A 15,115-nucleotide genomic window follows, 5' to 3' on the forward strand; every position below is an offset into this window, starting at 1 on the left:
GTAACTTATGGCTCATCCTTATCCACCTCCATTAATGCCATGACCATGCCCATCACCGACCCCAACACCGCCAGATACACTCCGATATCAAAAATCAGCGGCGTAGACGCTTTAAAGTCGATCACCGGAATCGTCCACCACTGAGCAGTCAGAAAAGGCTGCCCCATGAACCAAGCGGGCACTACCGAGATCATCCCAAAAAAGAGTCCTGCGCCGATCAAGTCTCGCGGGTCGACCATGCGCAGCACCTCTTTGGTGGCACTGACCCCGAAGGCAAACAGGTAAAGAGTGAACGCCCCAGCTGCTACCAATCCGGCAATAAAGCCACCGCCCGGTTCGTCATGGCCACGCAGCAGCAGAAAAACCGAGAACATCAGTTGCAGTGGCATCAGGAACCGCGCTGCCGTATTCAGAATAATCGTGCCTGATTTAACCATCGTAGGGCTCCTTCACGCTGGCTTTGTCGCTATCCGTCGCTTTGCCTTCTGTCTCCCCATGACGCAGCTTTAGCATCGCAATCACACCAATCGCGGCTAACGCTAAAACAAACATCTCGCCGAGCGTATCGAGGGCACGATAATCCACCAAAATGACGTTGACGATATTGCGACCATAGGCAAGCGGCGCGCTGTTTTCCACCATATAGGTAGAGATCGATTCAAACTGGTCGATACTCCAAGCGGTTATGATCAGCAAGAAGATTAACACCCCCATGGTGGCCGCAACGGCCCCATCACGGATGCGCTCAAGATTGGTGGAGAGATTTGAAAAACGCGGCAATCTGAAAAGTACCAATACCAGCAGGATCACCGTCATGGTTTCTACCAGCAGTTGGGTAATCCCCAAATCTGGCGCGCTAAACAGAATAAAGATCAGCGCGATAGAGAAGCCCATAATGCCCACCGATACCACGGCGCCTAAGCGGGAGCGTGAAATTGTGGCAAACAGCGCCCCCATTGCCATGGTGCCCACCACAATGACTTCATGGAAACGTACGTCTAGGGAGAGCGCCAGCTGCGGAGAGTGGCGCAGCAGTATTGAGTTGCCAATCAGCGCGATCAGCACTACCAGCATGACCAGGATGTAATTGCGCATATAGCCGTTTTGCAGCAGGCGTGTCTGCCATTCGGAGAAGCGCACGATGCCATTCATCAAGCCTTCGTACCCCGCCTCGGGGCCATGACGCATCACCGGTGCCAACCTGGCTAACTGGGCGCGTACGCTGTCCCACCGCTTGAACAGCAAAAAGCCGAAGATCAAGCTCACCACCGACATAATCAGCGCCACGTTGACGCCGTACCACAGCGACAGCGAGACCGGCAGCGTCTCCCCCGCCACCGCCGTTGCTGCCGAGGTCAAGAGCGCATCGGCCCCTAGCACAGCAGGGGCCAAGCCAAGCGCGAGCGACCCGAATGCCAATAGGCCTGGGCCTATCAGCATACTCAACGGCGCCTCATGGGGTATTTGGGGAGTTTCATGGCGTGCGCCGTAGAACGGCCGTAGCGCAACAATCGCCGCCACCGCAATGGTCAAGATGGCTGCCAGGAAGGCAAACAGCACCAGCAACAGTTGAACGCGCTCGGCGCCTAACGCTGCCTCCAACATGAGTTCCTTACCGATAAAGCCTAACAGCGGCGGCACCCCTGCCAAGGAGAGCGCCGCCACAAAAGCGATCACTGCCGTGACAGGCATAACGCTTCGTAATCCGCCCATGGCGGTGACGTCTTTCGTGCCGGTTTCATGGTCAAGGATGCCCGCCACCATAAACAGCGCCCCTTTATACATGGAGTGGGCGAGCAGAAAGGTGACAAAAGCGGTCATGGCGTATTCGGAGCCAATCCCCAGCAGCATAGTGAGCGTTCCCAGCGCCATAATGGTGGAGTAGGCCAGCAGCTTTTTGATATTGGTATGGTGAATGGCTAAGAAGGCACCCGTCAGCATGGTGGTCGCCCCCACCACTGAGAGTATTGTCACCCACATGGCCGTGCCACCCAGCTCAGGCTGAAGGCGTGCCAACAGGTAAATCCCCGCTTTCACCATGGTAGCGGAGTGCAGGTAGGCCGACACTGGGGTCGGCGCCGCCATAGCGTTAGGTAACCAGAAGTGGAATGGGAACTGCGCCGACTTGGTAAAGGCTCCTAGCAATAAGCAGATCAGCATAGGGGCATAAAGCGCATGCTGGCGCAGGTCATCGTCTGACTGCAAAATCTCACTCAGAGACCAGCTGCCGCTGGCGATACCCAATAGCACCAAACCTGCCATTAACGCCAAGCCACCAGCAACCGTCACAAAAAGCCCCTGACGAGCGGATTTGCGTGCTTCAATATCAGTATGGTTAAAGCCAATCAGCAGGTACGAGGTGATGCTGGTCAGCTCCCAGAAAATAAACAGCGTCAGCAGGCCGTCCGCTAACACAAGCCCCAGCATAGAGGCCATAAAGGCGACGAGGGCGAGGTGGAAACGGGCAATATCTTGGTGGCCTTTTAAGTAGCCACCCGCATACACCAGGACACAGGTGCCAATCACCGTAATCAGCAAGCCAAACAGCAGAGAAAGGCCATCCAGTAAAAAGCTAAGGCTAATGCCTAGCGAAGGCACCCACGACCACTCAAGTAACTGAGGCCCGTCACTCAACACCAGGGGCGCTTGACTAAAAAGCCAACCAGCCAGCAACGCCGGAAACAGCGCAAGCAGCAGGCTTGTTCGCTCCCCAAACCAACGGTTGAGCAGCGGTGAAGACGCTGCCAACACGAAGCCCATTAACACGGCAAATTGCATCCGGCGCTTTCTCCCTAGTGACGTTCATTCATCCCAATAAGCCGCCTATACAGATGCACAAGCCGCTTAAACGTTGAATAAGTGTGATTTTATATGCACAAACCTTATACTAGCGTTTCTCACATTTCTAGAAAAGACGGCCCCAATAAAAAACCGCCTAACGTAATACGCTAGACGATTTTTATAGCAAATACGCGACTTTACGGTGTCGACAACCAGCCAGAGAGCTCGTTATTGACCACTGCTAACAGTGCATCTATATGGTCATCGCGGTCATTCAAACAGGGGATATAGCTAAAGGTTTCGCCACCCGCTTCCATAAAGCTGTCGTGGATCTCCTCTTTGATCTCCTCAAGGGTTTCCACACAATCAGAAGAGAATGCTGGCGAAAGAATCGCAATATGCTTATGCCCCTGCTTGGCCAGCTCGGCAACGTGCTCCACTGTTTGCGGGCCAACCCACTTCTCGGGGCCAAACTGCGACTGAAAGGCGGTATCCACCTCCTCCTTGCTTAAGCCCAGCTTCTCACGCAGCAGCCGTGTGGTTTTCTGGCATTGGCAGTGGTAGGGGTCGCCTTCCATTAAATAACGCTCAGGCACCCCGTGATAGCTGGCAACTAACTTGGTCGGGCGGCTCTCAAACCCGTCATAAGCTTCCTGTACCGAATTCGCCAGCGCCTGGATATAGGCAGGATGCTCAAAATAAGCGGGCACGGTGCGAATATAGGGCTGCCACTTCATCTTCATCAGCGTGCGAAACGCCTGATCATTCGCCGTCGCGGTGGTGGGCGAGCCGTATTGCGGGTAAAGCGGGAAGAACACAATGCGCTCGCAGCCCTTCTCTTTCATACGCTTTAGCACGCTATCGGTGGAGGGGTTGCCGTAGCGCATGCAGAAATCAACTTCTACATCATCGCCATACAACGCCTTTAAGCGCTCGGTCATTTTTTCCGTTTGGGCACGCGTGATGGTTAGCAGCGGGCTTTCATTCTTCTCATTATTCCAAATACTTTTATACGCATGGCCAGATGAAAAAGGCCGCTTGGTGAGAATGATCAGCTGCAGCAGCGGCTGCCATTTCCAACCGGCGTAATCCACAACCCGTTTATCGGATAAGAACTCGCTGAGATAGCGGCGCATGGACCAGTAGTCGGTGGCATCGGGTGTTCCCAGGTTGGCCAGAACTACGCCCACCTTGGCGCGGGGAACCGCAGGGTGACTGCTGGGCGCATGAGTTAAACGCCCCTCACCGGGTTGATCCTTTACAACGCTATCGGCCATCTCGCTCACTCCTTAGGTGCAGTACATAATGGGCAAAATCTTAACACTTTTCGGCAAAGTCGCGGCATAAAGTTATACTATCAACACTATTTGTATAATCTCAGGCCAACTCATGTCTAAGCCGTTACTGCTCGTATTGGGTGACCAGCTCACGCTGACGCTTCCAACGCTTTGCGACGCGCCTTCCAATGCGGTGGTTGCGCTATGCGAAGTGGCTGAAGAAGCACGCTACGTGCCACATCACCTGCATAAAACCGGTAGGATAATCAGGGGAGATGGTTTATCGGCATGGACGCCAGCCGGGCCCTGTATGCGGTGTTGGGCTACCGGCGGCTGGTAAGACTTTCTTGCTTACCGGGCCTGCGAAGCATGATGGATGCAGGCTACCGTTTTTTTGCCCGACGCCGTATCCGGCTGGGGCCGTGGTGGGAAAAGCGTTAGGTTAAACCGTTACGTTAACCAGTGATTAAAAAACTAGCGGCATACGCGAGGTCAGCGGCGAGCTGTAATGGGCGTCGTGACCAATCACTTCATCCTGCGGCACATGTTGCACCAGGTAAGCGCGATGGATGCCTGCACGTTTTAGCTCCAGATAAACGTCATCTAATGAACGGAACAGCATCGGCTTATTACGTTGCATCAGTATATGGCGTTCGCCTTCTACATCTTCTAGCTCTACTTGGTAGAAGCGGCTTCCCGAATGGGTAATCACCCGAATCTCAAAGTTGTCGTGGCTTGCGACGAACTGTTTTAGCTCTTTCAGTTCCATGGTTCCCTCCTGTTATTGGTCATCGTCATGGAGCACAGCATGACGCGGCCCCATGACAATAATATTACCTTGGCACTAACTGCCTAAGAGGGCAATAACAGAAAAGAGTTCCTGACCAGCTCGTCAACTTATGGTCGATTTACTGATACTCGGACGGATCAATCGCCTTACCCAGCGAGTTACGGTCAATCCAATTACCGCCTTTGGTCTCTTTGTACCGAAACACTACTTTGTCGTCGACCGCGACGGGAAGTTCAGCATCTTCCGTTTGGTAGCTGTACTTCTCTCCCTCCACTACCAGAAAGTAGCGATAAAGGTCGGGCATGCCCAGCCACTCTTTAAAAGGCCCCTCGCGCTCTAGCGACTGGAGTTCACCACGGCCTTCCAACTTAGGAAGACGCTTGCGGTTACCGCGCCTAAAACCACCTGCCATTTGCTACTCCTGTCTATCTATCTGCTCAAGGCTATCTGCTCATGAGGGTGCGCATTATACGTTCTCCCCCATGTCGCTCAAGTTAATCGCCAAACGCTTCGCCGTAGCTATCGGGAGCCAGGTCCTCAAAGCGCGTGTATTTACCAATAAAGGCCATGTGCACCGTACCAATCGGCCCGTTACGCTGCTTACCGATGATCAGCTCCGCAATCCCCTGGTTGTCAGGGTTATCCGGGTTATACACCTCATCCCGGTAAACGAAGGCAATGACGTCAGCATCCTGCTCGATCGCTCCCGAGTTATGGCTCACGATACCGTCGGCTAACCAGCACGCATCCCCCGGTACGGTTAAGTCAAACACCTCTTCTTCCCCACAGGAACGTATCTCGACGACCTGATCCCAAAATAGCTCGCTGGAGGCTATTTGCGATAAAGCAGCATCACCGAGCACGTCAGCGTAACTGCTGAGCGTGGCACGTGAAGGTGCGAAGCTAAAGTGCGATGCGCCTCCATAGGCCGTACCCCGCATCGCCGCCATTTGCCGCTGGCTTATCCCTTTCGCCGCCATGGCTTGTTTAACGTGATCAAATACCTCCTGCGGCAAAGTATCGATATTGGTGTTGGCCGTCATCGTTGACGCTTTAATTCGCTCCAGCGCTGGCTGCTGATGACCAAATGCACCAATCAGCCGGGCGAAGCGCTGCTGTTGCTCGCTTCCCGATACATCTGCGGTATACCATCCGCCACCTTCACCCGATAGAACGTGACGAATTCTGGTCACAATACCGAAGCGCAGCAGCAGGGCGCTAACATCATCAATAAGGCGACGGCTAACCGTTGCGAAGTAGAGCCGGGTTCGGCCATTTTTATCCGTCGTAATGCTGCCGTCGGTTGCCCACAGATGACGCATAAATAGCGCCAGCTGCTGATTGGAGAGCTTGAAAACATCGCTAGGAATATATTTTTCAGCAGAGCGCTGCCCAAAAATCCCCAATGATTTCAACCAACGCCCTACCCCTTGTGCATGCCAGCGATTGCCATTACCAGCAATGACGAGCTGATGCCAGTTACCACGCCCGGCCTGGCGGGTAACGGTTGAACCAAATTGCTCAGCGGCGCACTGGACAGCCTCACTATTCGCCTCGCTGGCCGTGGTGTAACGTAGCGGTTGGCCTTTGACATAGCTGCCGTCGCCCAACAAATGGGCTAGCAGGATAAGCGCGTGCTCCTCCCATACCACCGGGTTCTCTGGCTCGGGGAGTTGCCTTGCTAACGCAATACGGTCACCCACCTTCAGCTCGGCCACGGTTTTCCAATCCCACAGTGCTTTTAAGCGATGCTTAGCAGTGGCACGAATACGCCGCCCACTAGCGAGGGAGACTTCAAATATAGGTTTGACACCCACTGACCACACTAGATCCGTGGCGGAGCGATGGAGCCTACCGTTCTCCCCTAACGAGACAACGCTAGGCGTTTTCCCTACCAGCTCGCGAATGGGCTGTCGCTCTCCATTAGCCAGCATGACCAACGTGTCTCCCGTGACACATTCGCGCAAATCCGACATCACGGGGCGCTTGTTGGGGCGCTGCTCTAGCGAGCGGTTCAGCTGCGAAAGCGCCACGACCGGGCAGTTGAACTCCTTTGCCAACCCTTTGAGTGAGCGGGAGATTTCAGAGATCTCACCGGTGCGGTTTTCAGAAAAGCCTGGGATCTGCATCAGCTGAAGGTAATCGATCATGATCAGCGCCATATTGCCGTGCTCGCGTACCACGCGGCGCAAGCGTGAGCGCATCTCATTGGGTGAGAGCGCGGCGGTATCATCGATGAACAGCTGCTTGTCTTTAAGTAGATTCACCGCTGAGGTAAGGCGGGGCCAATCCTCATCTTCTAACTGCCCCGAGCGAACCCGCGTTTGGTCAATGCGCCCTAGCGAAGAGAGCATACGCAGCATTAACGATTCGGCGGGCATCTCCATGGAGAACACCATGACCGGCTTGTCGCTAGAGATGACCGCGTGCTCTACTAGGTTCATAGCAAAGGTGGTGTTATGGACACAGATATCCTCGGCGACGAAATTATGTGTGTCATCCACCGTCAAGTCGTAGACCTGCTGCCTCCCGAGCGGCTCAATGGCGACAATCTCATCCCAATACACATCGGACGTGGCTAAATTTTCAAGATACACATCCCCTTCCAGCAGGCGAGCAAATTCGGCGGCTCGGCGACGCGATAGGCACCGCTCGCTACCTGCTGACAGATGCGGATTATAACCCACTGGCAAAGACTCGCCCGCCTGCTCAAACAACTGACGCCAGGACCGCTGCCCTTTTTTGGCAAGCACATAGCGATTGACCGATTTAGGTAGGCTGTCGCGATTACTATGTGCGCACTTAGTATCAAGACAGGCGCTCAGCGCTTCTAATGCCTGCTCTTTGCTAAAAATGCCAATCTCTTGGATAAAACGCTTCAGGCTTGCTTGATCGAGTATCTCAAGCTCCCAGGGTGACTGGCACAGATTGACATAGTGATTCTGCTTCTCTCGGATTTTGCTCAAAATACCAAAGCGCAGTAACAAATGCTGTACATCACGGACCAACTCACGACTCGATGAAGCATAGCTGATACGGCCTTGACTATTTGCCTGTACAAAGGCGCTACCATCACAGGCAAAGAGACGATTGAGAAATAGCGCTAGCAGCTGTTTAGGTAAGCGAAATACGCAGTCTGGCACCCGTTTATGCAGTGCTTTTTTCGCCCAAACACCATGCGTTTCAAGAAACACTCTTACAGGGTTCGGAGAATTTTTTGCTATAGCGCCATAATCAAAACCAGCATCGTCCCCCGTTGAAGGTATGCTTAACGAATCACAAAGGCGCAGAAATGTTGGCTGAGCTGGAACGGTCTTCCCGCTGCACCAGGCACTTACGGCTGCCTTACTCACGTTGAGCAGCGATGCCAGCGCTTCTCCGGTCATGCTATGTGCTTGCAGCTTCATACGTAAGCTGCTTGCAAACTGCTCTCTTAAAGGGCGTAGACGACTAGCATCACGGCTCACCCGCAGAATAGGCGTTCGCCCCATGTTTTCTGCGGCATCTTCAACTAAACGGCATGTTACACCAGGAAAATAGCTTACCGCTTGGGTGAAATCCGCACGCAGTAGCGGGTTACTATTGGTGAACATAGGGCAGGCCTGCGTGGTGCCCCCGTCGGCTAACATAAAAGCTAAGATTTTTACTTGATAGTCAGGCATAGCTTCATGGCCAAACACAGGTATTTCACGGGGCACAGCAATACGTTCGCCAACAGCTATTTCTTGAAGTGGCTTCCAACCCTCTCCCGTTAAAAACGGGTGCGTTAGTGTTGTCGCAACTTCTCTCCCTGTTGCGGTACGAACACGGAAAACGGGCTTTTGACCGTCATCAACAAACGCCGATGCCTGCGATTTTTTCAACTTAAAATCATCGGTTAACGTTAAAAGCCGTGCTTGTTGGCGAGCAACCAGTTCATCAATCGTGACCAGCGCTCCAGTATCTGGGTCCACTAGGCGCGACCCACTCATCAAACACTTGCCCATCGAGGGGCGCCCGGCGATGATCACCAAGTCCGAGGGCTGCAGGCCGGAGGTCATTTCATCCAGGTCACGGAAGCCGGTCGATAGCCCGGTCATCTCGCCTTTGAGGTTGAAGAGCTCATCGATACGGTCGACCGCTTTGGTAAGCAGGTCGCTCATACCAATGGGGCCACCGGTTTTGGGGCGCTCTTCGGCAATTTGAAACACTAGCCGCTCGGCTTCGTTTAACAGCTCATCGGCGGGCCGCCCTTGCGGAGAGAACGCCCCTTCAGCAATTTGATTGGCTGCCCGAATCAGCTTACGCAGCGTGGCGCGTTCGCGAACAATATCTGCATAGGCGCGAATGTTGCTGGCTGAGGGTGTATTGCGGGCCAGCTCTGCCAAAAACCCGAGCCCACCTACAGTATCTAACTGGTCACGGGCTTCCAGCGCTTCGGAAAGCGTGACTACGTCTAGCGGCTGCCCTGACTCCGCTAGATGAATCATGACATTGAACACCAACCGGTGCTCATAACGATAAAAATCGTCGGCTACCAAGCGCTCAGAGACGTTGTCCCACGCCTGATTGTCCAACATAAGCCCGCCTAACACCGACTGCTCCGCCTCTAGCGAGTGCGGCGGCAGCTTAAGCGCCGCCGTTTCTTGATCAGCAGAAGGCTGGTCCTGCATAGCGAGCTCCTTAAAATAACGCATTGCCAACGGCGCTTATCTTAGCCGGGCAGCTTCCTTCGTACCACTGGCATAGCGAATCAGTAGCAGCTTAAAAAGACAAAGGGCGCGGGATATCCCGCGCCCTTAGAGGCGTTAGCGTTGGCGAGCGAGATTACTCGGCGACAACGACCACGCGTACAACGGCGTCCACTTCTGCATGCAGGTGGAGGTCGATGTCGTATTCGCCAGTTTGACGAATCGGGCCCTGCGGCATACGGACTTCGCTCTTGGCAACTTCGATGCCAGCAGAGGAGATCGCGTCGGCCAGGTCACGCGGACCGATAGAACCAAACAGTTTGCCTTCATCACCCGCTTTAGAAACCAACGACAGTTCGATGTCGTTAAGCTGCTCAGCACGTGCTTGGGCTTCTGCTTTACGCTCAGCGGCTTGAGCTTCAAGCTCTGCACGCTGCGCCTCGAACGCTTCAACGTTCTCTTTGGTGGCCGGTACGGCTAAACCGTAAGGCACCAAGTAGTTACGACCATAACCAGGCTTAACAGTGACCTTGTCACCCAGGCCGCCCAGCTTACCAATGTTGTCGAGCAGAATGACTTCCATCTCGTAAACCTCTTGTCAATTGCTGCAGGCAAGGCGTGCGCGAACGTTCGCGAATGTATCAATCAGCCCCAACAGCAGCACAATGAGAATCGTGGGCCAGGTCGTGATCAGCAGCACATAAAATGCCACCAGCCACAGCCCGTTCATCCCCTTAATTCCAATAAACCCATGCACTAACGCAATACCGGCGATCAGCAGCGGAATCCAACTCAGCATGGCCAGCGCCTGCGCTCCCAGCACCATACCTGCCACCCCAAGCACTACTAAAATAGCGAGTTCTTTAGGGGCCAGGCGCAGCGCATGGAATTCTTCACGAAAGCCACCTGGGTTATAAAGCCCAGCCTGCCAGCTGCGTGCTAGCGCCAAACATGCGATGGCCGCTAACAGCACAACCAACCCCGTGACGCCGCCAATGACCATGGCGGCCAGAGTCGTCGTATCGATGCCTTGGTTGGCAAACTCCGTGAGCATGCGGTCGATCTCTTGCGAGCTCTCGCGCAGCTGCTCCAGCATGAGCTCGGTGCCACCCGGCGGGCTGAAGATGCCCAGCTGAACCATGATCGCGGCCGCTAAGGTGCCAACGATCAGAGCTTCGCTCCAGCGTATCCTTTCGCGCAATATGACCGCCATTAACGAGACGAGTAATACGCTCGCCAGCGGAATCACATCACCCTGCGCCCACCAGAAACCAGCTGGTAATGCCGCAGCGATAATCACCGGAAGCGCGGGAGCAAAGCCCTTGCGCAAGGTCACTAACGCCGCGATGGCCGCACCCAACCAAAACAGCCAGGGCACTAACGCTGCTAGCGCTGCCCCGCCTGCGGCATAGGGCGTGCCACGCATCAGCCATCTTGCGAGTGCCAGCATCACGTCAAACGCTTACTGGTGGCTATCGGAGTAGGGCAGCAGTGCCAGGTAGCGTGAACGCTTGATAGCGGTCGCCAGCTGACGCTGATAGCGTGCTTTGGTGCCGGTGATGCGGCTCGGAACGATCTTGCCGGTTTCGGTGATGTAAGCCTTCAGCGTGTCGAGATCTTTATAGTCGATCTGCTTGACGCCTTCAGCGGTGAAGCGGCAAAACTTACGGCGACGGAAAAAACGTGCCATGGACTAGCTCCTTAAAACGTGCGGTGGATAAAATCAGGCAGTTTCTTCAGTTTCAGCGCGCGGTTTTTCTTCGCGACGCGGACGCTTTTCTTCTGCCGGCTTCATCATCGGGGAAGCTTCGGTGATCGCTTCTTTACAGCGAACAACCAGGCTGCGGATGATGGCGTCGTTGAAACGGAAGATGTTCTCGATTTCTTCGAGAGTCTCGCCGGTGCACTCAACGTTCATCAGCACGTAGTGGGCTTTGTGGATCTTGTTGATCGGGTAAGCCAGGTGACGACGCCCCCAATCTTCAAGGCGATGCACAGTGCCAGCGTTTTCGGTAACGATGCTGGTGTAGCGCTCGACCATAGCCGGCACTTGCTCGCTCTGATCCGGGTGGACCATAAACACGATTTCGTAATGACGCATGGAATCTCCTTGCGGTTTGGCAGCTTCCGGTGTGCGTTAGAGCAAATGCCTTAACCGCGACAGGGAAGCAAGGAGTTAACTGAAATGCCCTTTCTAGGCCGCGAACAGCCGAGACAGGACATCAAGCAGAACTGTTGATCGTATAAGTCACTTACCAATACGAACGCCCGCTTATGAATAAACGGGCGCAAGCATTCTAGTGGGCTGGCCGCTAACTTGCAAGCTGCCGCTGACGAACGGCTTCAAACAAACAAATACCGGTAGCCACCGAGACATTAAGACTCGACACCTGCCCTGCCATAGGCAGCTTGGCAAGATTATCGCAGGCTTCGCGGGTCAAACGGCGCATGCCCTTCCCTTCTGCCCCCATCACCAACGCGGTGGGGCCAGTCATATCAATCTCAAACACGCTGGCTTCTGCTTCACCGGCGGTGCCGGTAATCCAAACGCCCGCATCTTTGAGCTTGGCCAGGGTACGGGAAAGGTTAGTGACCTGATAGACCGGAACGACTTCCGCCGCCCCACAGGCCACCTTTCTGACCGTGGCATTCAAAGGTGCGGCTTTGTCTTTTGCGACAATCACGCCATGAGCCCCCGCAGCATCGGCACTACGCAGGCAGGCACCGAAGTTATGCACATCAGTGACGCCATCCAGCACCAGCAGTAGCGGCGGTGTAGGCGCATGCCAGGCGCGCAACTTCAGCCATAACGACTCTTCGCCTTCCGGCGTTAATGGCGCGCAAAACGCCACCACGCCTTGGTGCGCCGCACCTTGGGTGAGCTGATCAAGCACCTCGCGAGGCTGCTCTTTAATACGCGCACCGCTTGCCTGGGCATTTGCTACCACGTCTTTTAGGCGGTTGCCCGCCCCCTGCTGAACCCAAAGCTCGCGCGGGGCTTCACCGCGTTCGAGCAGGCTCTCTAACGCATGAACACCATACACTTGGTCCAAGCCATCCGGCGTGCGAATGGCGGCATTACGCAGGTTACGTCGAGATGACGACGATTTCATGCTCAACCCTTTTTCGCTGATGGTTTACGCGGGCCGTTCCGGGTACGGCGCGGGCCACGACGAGTCGGCTGTTTATCGGTTGTGGCAGCGGCTTTCGGGCCGCCGCTCTCACCACGGCGCTTGCGCGGTTGGCGGCGCGGGCGTGGCTTATCGTCGGCGAGGCCAAAGTCGATTTTCCGATCATCCATATCGACACGCGCCACCTGCACGGTCAAACCGTCGCCCAAGCGGTACGTAGTCCCCGTGCGCTCCCCTTTTAGGCGATGCTTCTCGGCTTCGTAATGATAGTAGTCCGACGGCAGCGAGGTGACATGCACTAGGCCTTCTACATAGAAGTCGTCCAGACGAACAAACAGACCGAACTGCGTTACCGAAGCAATCGTGCCTTCGAACGTCTCCCCAAGCTTATCGGACATGAACTCGCACTTAAGCCAGCTCTCGACATCGCGGGTCGCTTCATCCGCGCGCCGCTCGGTCATTGAGCAGTGCTCGCCCAGTTCCAGCATCTGCTCGAAGGTATAGGGGCACCACTTGCTCGGCGGCTCTACCGGTGCCCCTTCTACCCGCACGACCGTATTGGTCTGGCGCGGACCGCGAATGACCGAACGTATTGCGCGGTGAACCAAGAGATCGGGATAACGGCGAATCGGTGACGTGAAGTGGGCATACGCTTGGTACGCCAAACCGAAGTGCCCTTCATTTTGCGGTGAATAGACCGCCTGATTCATCGAGCGCAGCATGACCGTCTGAATGATATCGGCATCCGGTCGGTCAGCGATGGCTTCACGCAGCGCTTGATAGTCTTGCGGCGTGGGTTCGTCGCCCCCACCCAAGGAAAGCCCCAGCTCACTCAAGAACAGGCGCAGCTTGTCTAAGCGCTCGGGCGTGGGCCGCTCATGAATACGGTAAAGCGCAGGCAGGTCATGCTTATCCAAGAAGCGCGCCGTGGCTACGTTGGCGGCCAGCATGCACTCCTCGATGAGCTTGTGAGCGTCGTTGCGGGTACGCGGCACGATTTTTTCGATCTTGCGCTCATCGTTGAAGATGATCGCCGTTTCGGTAGTATCGAAATCGATCGCTCCGCGCTCTTCCCGAGCAGAGCGCAGCAGGCCATACAGCTCGTGCAGGTTTTTGAGCGGCTTGACTAATTCCGCATGCTCACGACGCAGCGCCTCTCCTTCTTCGCTCTCGCCATCCAACATCGCCGCCACCTTGTTATAGGTCAGGCGTGCATGGGAGTTCATCACGGCTTCATAGAACGAGTAGCGGCTAATGGCGCCGGTTTTGGAGATATTCATCTCGCACACCATCACCAGGCGGTCGACATGCGGATTCAGCGAACAGAGACCATTGGAGAGCAGCTCCGGCAACATCGGGACGACTTGACCGGGGAAGTAAACCGAGTTCCCACGCGTACGCGCTTCATCATCCAGCGCAGTGCCGGGTCGAACATAGTGCGACACATCGGCAATCGCTACCAGCAGCTTCCAACTACCGGATTTGGTCTTCCAAGCGCAGACAGCATCGTCGAAGTCTTTGGCAGATTCGTCATCAATGGTGACAAGCGGAATGTCACGCAGATCGACGCGATGCTTTTTATCCTCCTCCAAGACCTCGGCAGAGATTTCGCTGGTTTGATCCAGCACCTCTGGCGGAAACTCGGCGGGGATGTCATAGCTGCGAATGGCAATGTCGATCTCCATGCCAGGATCCATACGCTCACCCAGCACTTCGATGACTTCACCCACCGGCTGCACCCGCGTGGCGGGCTGCTGCACGATCTTGGCCGAAATGACCTGGCCGTCTTTGGCACCCCCACAGGCGGTATGTGGGATGATCACTTCTTGCGTAATACGCGGATTTTCAGGAATCAGCACGCCAAATTCCGGCGTGTTACTACGGTATACACCAACAATGGTTTGAGTATTGCGGGCAATCACATCGACAATGGTCGCTTCGTCACGACCGCGACGGTCACGACCACTAATGCGTACCAGCACGTGGTCCCCGTGAAACACACGCCGCATTTGACGAGGCGGCAGGACGAGATCTGGCTTTTTGCCATCATCTCTGAGTACGAAGCCAAAACCATCGCGATGCCCAAGCACCTTACCTTTAATCAGATCGAGCTTATCGATCAGCGCGTAAGCACCTCGTCGATCACGCAGCACTTGCCCGTCGCGCTCCATAGCGGCCAGGCGCCGACGCACGGCTTCTAGGTGCTCTTCATCTTCAATGCCCAGCATTCTACTCATGTTTTCATGAGTAATCGGTTTACCGTAGCTTTCTAAGGCAGCCAGTAGATATTCGCGGCTGGGCGCAGGATTATCGTACTTTTGCGCCTCGCGCTCGGCGTGCGGATCATCACTCAACGTCCAGTACTTCATGCGATCAACATCCTTGGTGGCGTTTGCGGGAGGCGGACAGTTAGCGCAGGCGTGGTGCACTGCGGGTGGGAGTTGTCTTCGACGGCGTTAGCGCCGT

The 15,115-nt window shown here is 55.1% G+C and carries 12 protein-coding genes and 2 pseudogenes; 2 read left to right on the forward strand and 12 right to left on the reverse strand.

The features are described 5' to 3' along the window. Window positions 1-5: 5 nt before the first annotated feature. From NH344_RS07135 to hemH, 3 genes are all read right to left on the reverse strand, one after another. Window positions 6-437 carry a Na+/H+ antiporter subunit B gene (locus NH344_RS07135; protein ID WP_044628498.1) on the reverse strand — a complete coding sequence of 144 codons (432 nt, stop codon included), beginning with the start codon at window positions 435-437 and terminating at the stop codon, window positions 6-8. Next, entirely contained in the window at window positions 430-2,778 is a 2,349-nt protein-coding gene (locus NH344_RS07140) for a putative monovalent cation/H+ antiporter subunit A (protein WP_253027694.1), read from the reverse strand. Before NH344_RS07140 ends, NH344_RS07135 begins: the two co-directional genes overlap by 8 nt. Window positions 2,779-2,978: 200 nt before the next feature. Next, window positions 2,979-4,058 carry a ferrochelatase gene (gene hemH / locus NH344_RS07145; protein WP_044628496.1) on the reverse strand — a complete coding sequence of 360 codons (1,080 nt, stop codon included), beginning with the start codon at window positions 4,056-4,058 and terminating at the stop codon, window positions 2,979-2,981. Between the two features lie 112 nt (window positions 4,059-4,170). On the opposite strand from hemH, the pseudogene NH344_RS07150 reads away from it, so the two are divergent. Together NH344_RS07150 and NH344_RS07155 are read left to right on the forward strand one after the other, a co-directional pair. Then, window positions 4,171-4,317: pseudogene (locus NH344_RS07150) on the forward strand (cryptochrome/photolyase family protein); the annotation flags it as partial. A gap of 2 nt (window positions 4,318-4,319) precedes the next feature. Next, window positions 4,320-4,499: pseudogene (locus NH344_RS07155) on the forward strand (DCC1-like thiol-disulfide oxidoreductase family protein); the annotation flags it as partial. A gap of 25 nt (window positions 4,500-4,524) precedes the next feature. Here the strand turns inward: NH344_RS07155 and NH344_RS07160 are convergent. The 9 genes from NH344_RS07160 to rnr all read right to left on the reverse strand — a co-directional run bounded on the left by NH344_RS07160 (window position 4,525) and on the right by rnr (window position 15,018). After that, complete coding sequence (locus NH344_RS07160; RefSeq protein WP_062361660.1) at window positions 4,525-4,827, reverse strand: DUF6482 family protein; 303 nt, start codon at window positions 4,825-4,827, stop codon at window positions 4,525-4,527. A gap of 139 nt (window positions 4,828-4,966) precedes the next feature. After that, window positions 4,967-5,260: a hypothetical protein gene (locus NH344_RS07165; protein WP_253027695.1), complete on the reverse strand. Its 294-nt coding sequence runs from the start codon at window positions 5,258-5,260 to the stop codon at window positions 4,967-4,969. A gap of 82 nt (window positions 5,261-5,342) precedes the next feature. Beyond that, complete coding sequence (gene dnaB / locus NH344_RS07170) at window positions 5,343-9,524, reverse strand: replicative DNA helicase (RefSeq protein WP_366072575.1); 4,182 nt, start codon at window positions 9,522-9,524, stop codon at window positions 5,343-5,345. A gap of 130 nt (window positions 9,525-9,654) precedes the next feature. After that, on the reverse strand, window positions 9,655-10,101 hold the full coding sequence (gene rplI, locus NH344_RS07175) for a 50S ribosomal protein L9 (protein ID WP_044628492.1): 447 nt from the start codon (window positions 10,099-10,101) through the stop codon (window positions 9,655-9,657). 15 nt (window positions 10,102-10,116) lie between these two features. Next, window positions 10,117-10,968 (reverse strand): hypothetical protein, encoded by an 852-nt coding sequence (locus NH344_RS07180; protein ID WP_253027710.1) that lies wholly within the window; start codon window positions 10,966-10,968, stop codon window positions 10,117-10,119. Window positions 10,969-10,980: 12 nt separating this feature from the next. Continuing rightward, window positions 10,981-11,208: a 30S ribosomal protein S18 gene (gene rpsR, locus NH344_RS07185; RefSeq protein WP_009097135.1), complete on the reverse strand. Its 228-nt coding sequence runs from the start codon at window positions 11,206-11,208 to the stop codon at window positions 10,981-10,983. Between the two features lie 33 nt (window positions 11,209-11,241). Further along, the gene (gene rpsF / locus NH344_RS07190) at window positions 11,242-11,619 is read right to left on the reverse strand and encodes a 30S ribosomal protein S6 (RefSeq protein ID WP_062372773.1); all 378 of its coding nucleotides are present in this window, start codon (window positions 11,617-11,619) and stop codon (window positions 11,242-11,244) included. Between the two features lie 211 nt (window positions 11,620-11,830). Further along, complete coding sequence (gene rlmB, locus NH344_RS07195; RefSeq protein ID WP_253027696.1) at window positions 11,831-12,631, reverse strand: 23S rRNA (guanosine(2251)-2'-O)-methyltransferase RlmB; 801 nt, start codon at window positions 12,629-12,631, stop codon at window positions 11,831-11,833. 2 nt (window positions 12,632-12,633) lie between these two features. Next, window positions 12,634-15,018, reverse strand: a complete 2,385-nt coding sequence (rnr, locus tag NH344_RS07200) for a ribonuclease R (RefSeq protein ID WP_253027697.1) — start codon at window positions 15,016-15,018, stop codon at window positions 12,634-12,636. Window positions 15,019-15,115: the final 97 nt, after the last annotated feature.

It is taken from the genome of Halomonas sp. Ps84H-12 (genome assembly GCF_024124725.1).
GTDB lineage: Bacteria > Pseudomonadota > Gammaproteobacteria > Pseudomonadales > Halomonadaceae > Vreelandella > Vreelandella aquamarina.

Excerpts from the sequence above, each read along its gene's own strand:
- rlmB (WP_253027696.1), bottom strand. The coding sequence starts at position 12,631 with ATGAAATCGTCGTCATCTCGACGTAACCTGCGTAATGCCGCCATTCGC.
- rpsR (WP_009097135.1), bottom strand. The coding sequence starts at position 11,208 with ATGGCACGTTTTTTCCGTCGCCGTAAGTTTTGCCGCTTCACCGCTGAA.
- hemH (WP_044628496.1), bottom strand. The coding sequence starts at position 4,058 with ATGGCCGATAGCGTTGTAAAGGATCAACCCGGTGAGGGGCGTTTAACT.
- rnr (WP_253027697.1), bottom strand. The coding sequence starts at position 15,018 with ATGAAGTACTGGACGTTGAGTGATGATCCGCACGCCGAGCGCGAGGCG.
- NH344_RS07135 (WP_044628498.1), bottom strand. The coding sequence starts at position 437 with ATGGTTAAATCAGGCACGATTATTCTGAATACGGCAGCGCGGTTCCTG.
- rplI (WP_044628492.1), bottom strand. The coding sequence starts at position 10,101 with ATGGAAGTCATTCTGCTCGACAACATTGGTAAGCTGGGCGGCCTGGGT.
- NH344_RS07140 (WP_253027694.1), bottom strand. The coding sequence starts at position 2,778 with ATGCAATTTGCCGTGTTAATGGGCTTCGTGTTGGCAGCGTCTTCACCG.
- NH344_RS07180 (WP_253027710.1), bottom strand. The coding sequence starts at position 10,968 with ATGCTGGCACTCGCAAGATGGCTGATGCGTGGCACGCCCTATGCCGCA.
- dnaB (WP_366072575.1), bottom strand. The coding sequence starts at position 9,524 with ATGCGTTATTTTAAGGAGCTCGCTATGCAGGACCAGCCTTCTGCTGAT.
- NH344_RS07160 (WP_062361660.1), bottom strand. The coding sequence starts at position 4,827 with ATGGAACTGAAAGAGCTAAAACAGTTCGTCGCAAGCCACGACAACTTT.
- rpsF (WP_062372773.1), bottom strand. The coding sequence starts at position 11,619 with ATGCGTCATTACGAAATCGTGTTTATGGTCCACCCGGATCAGAGCGAG.
- NH344_RS07165 (WP_253027695.1), bottom strand. The coding sequence starts at position 5,260 with ATGGCAGGTGGTTTTAGGCGCGGTAACCGCAAGCGTCTTCCTAAGTTG.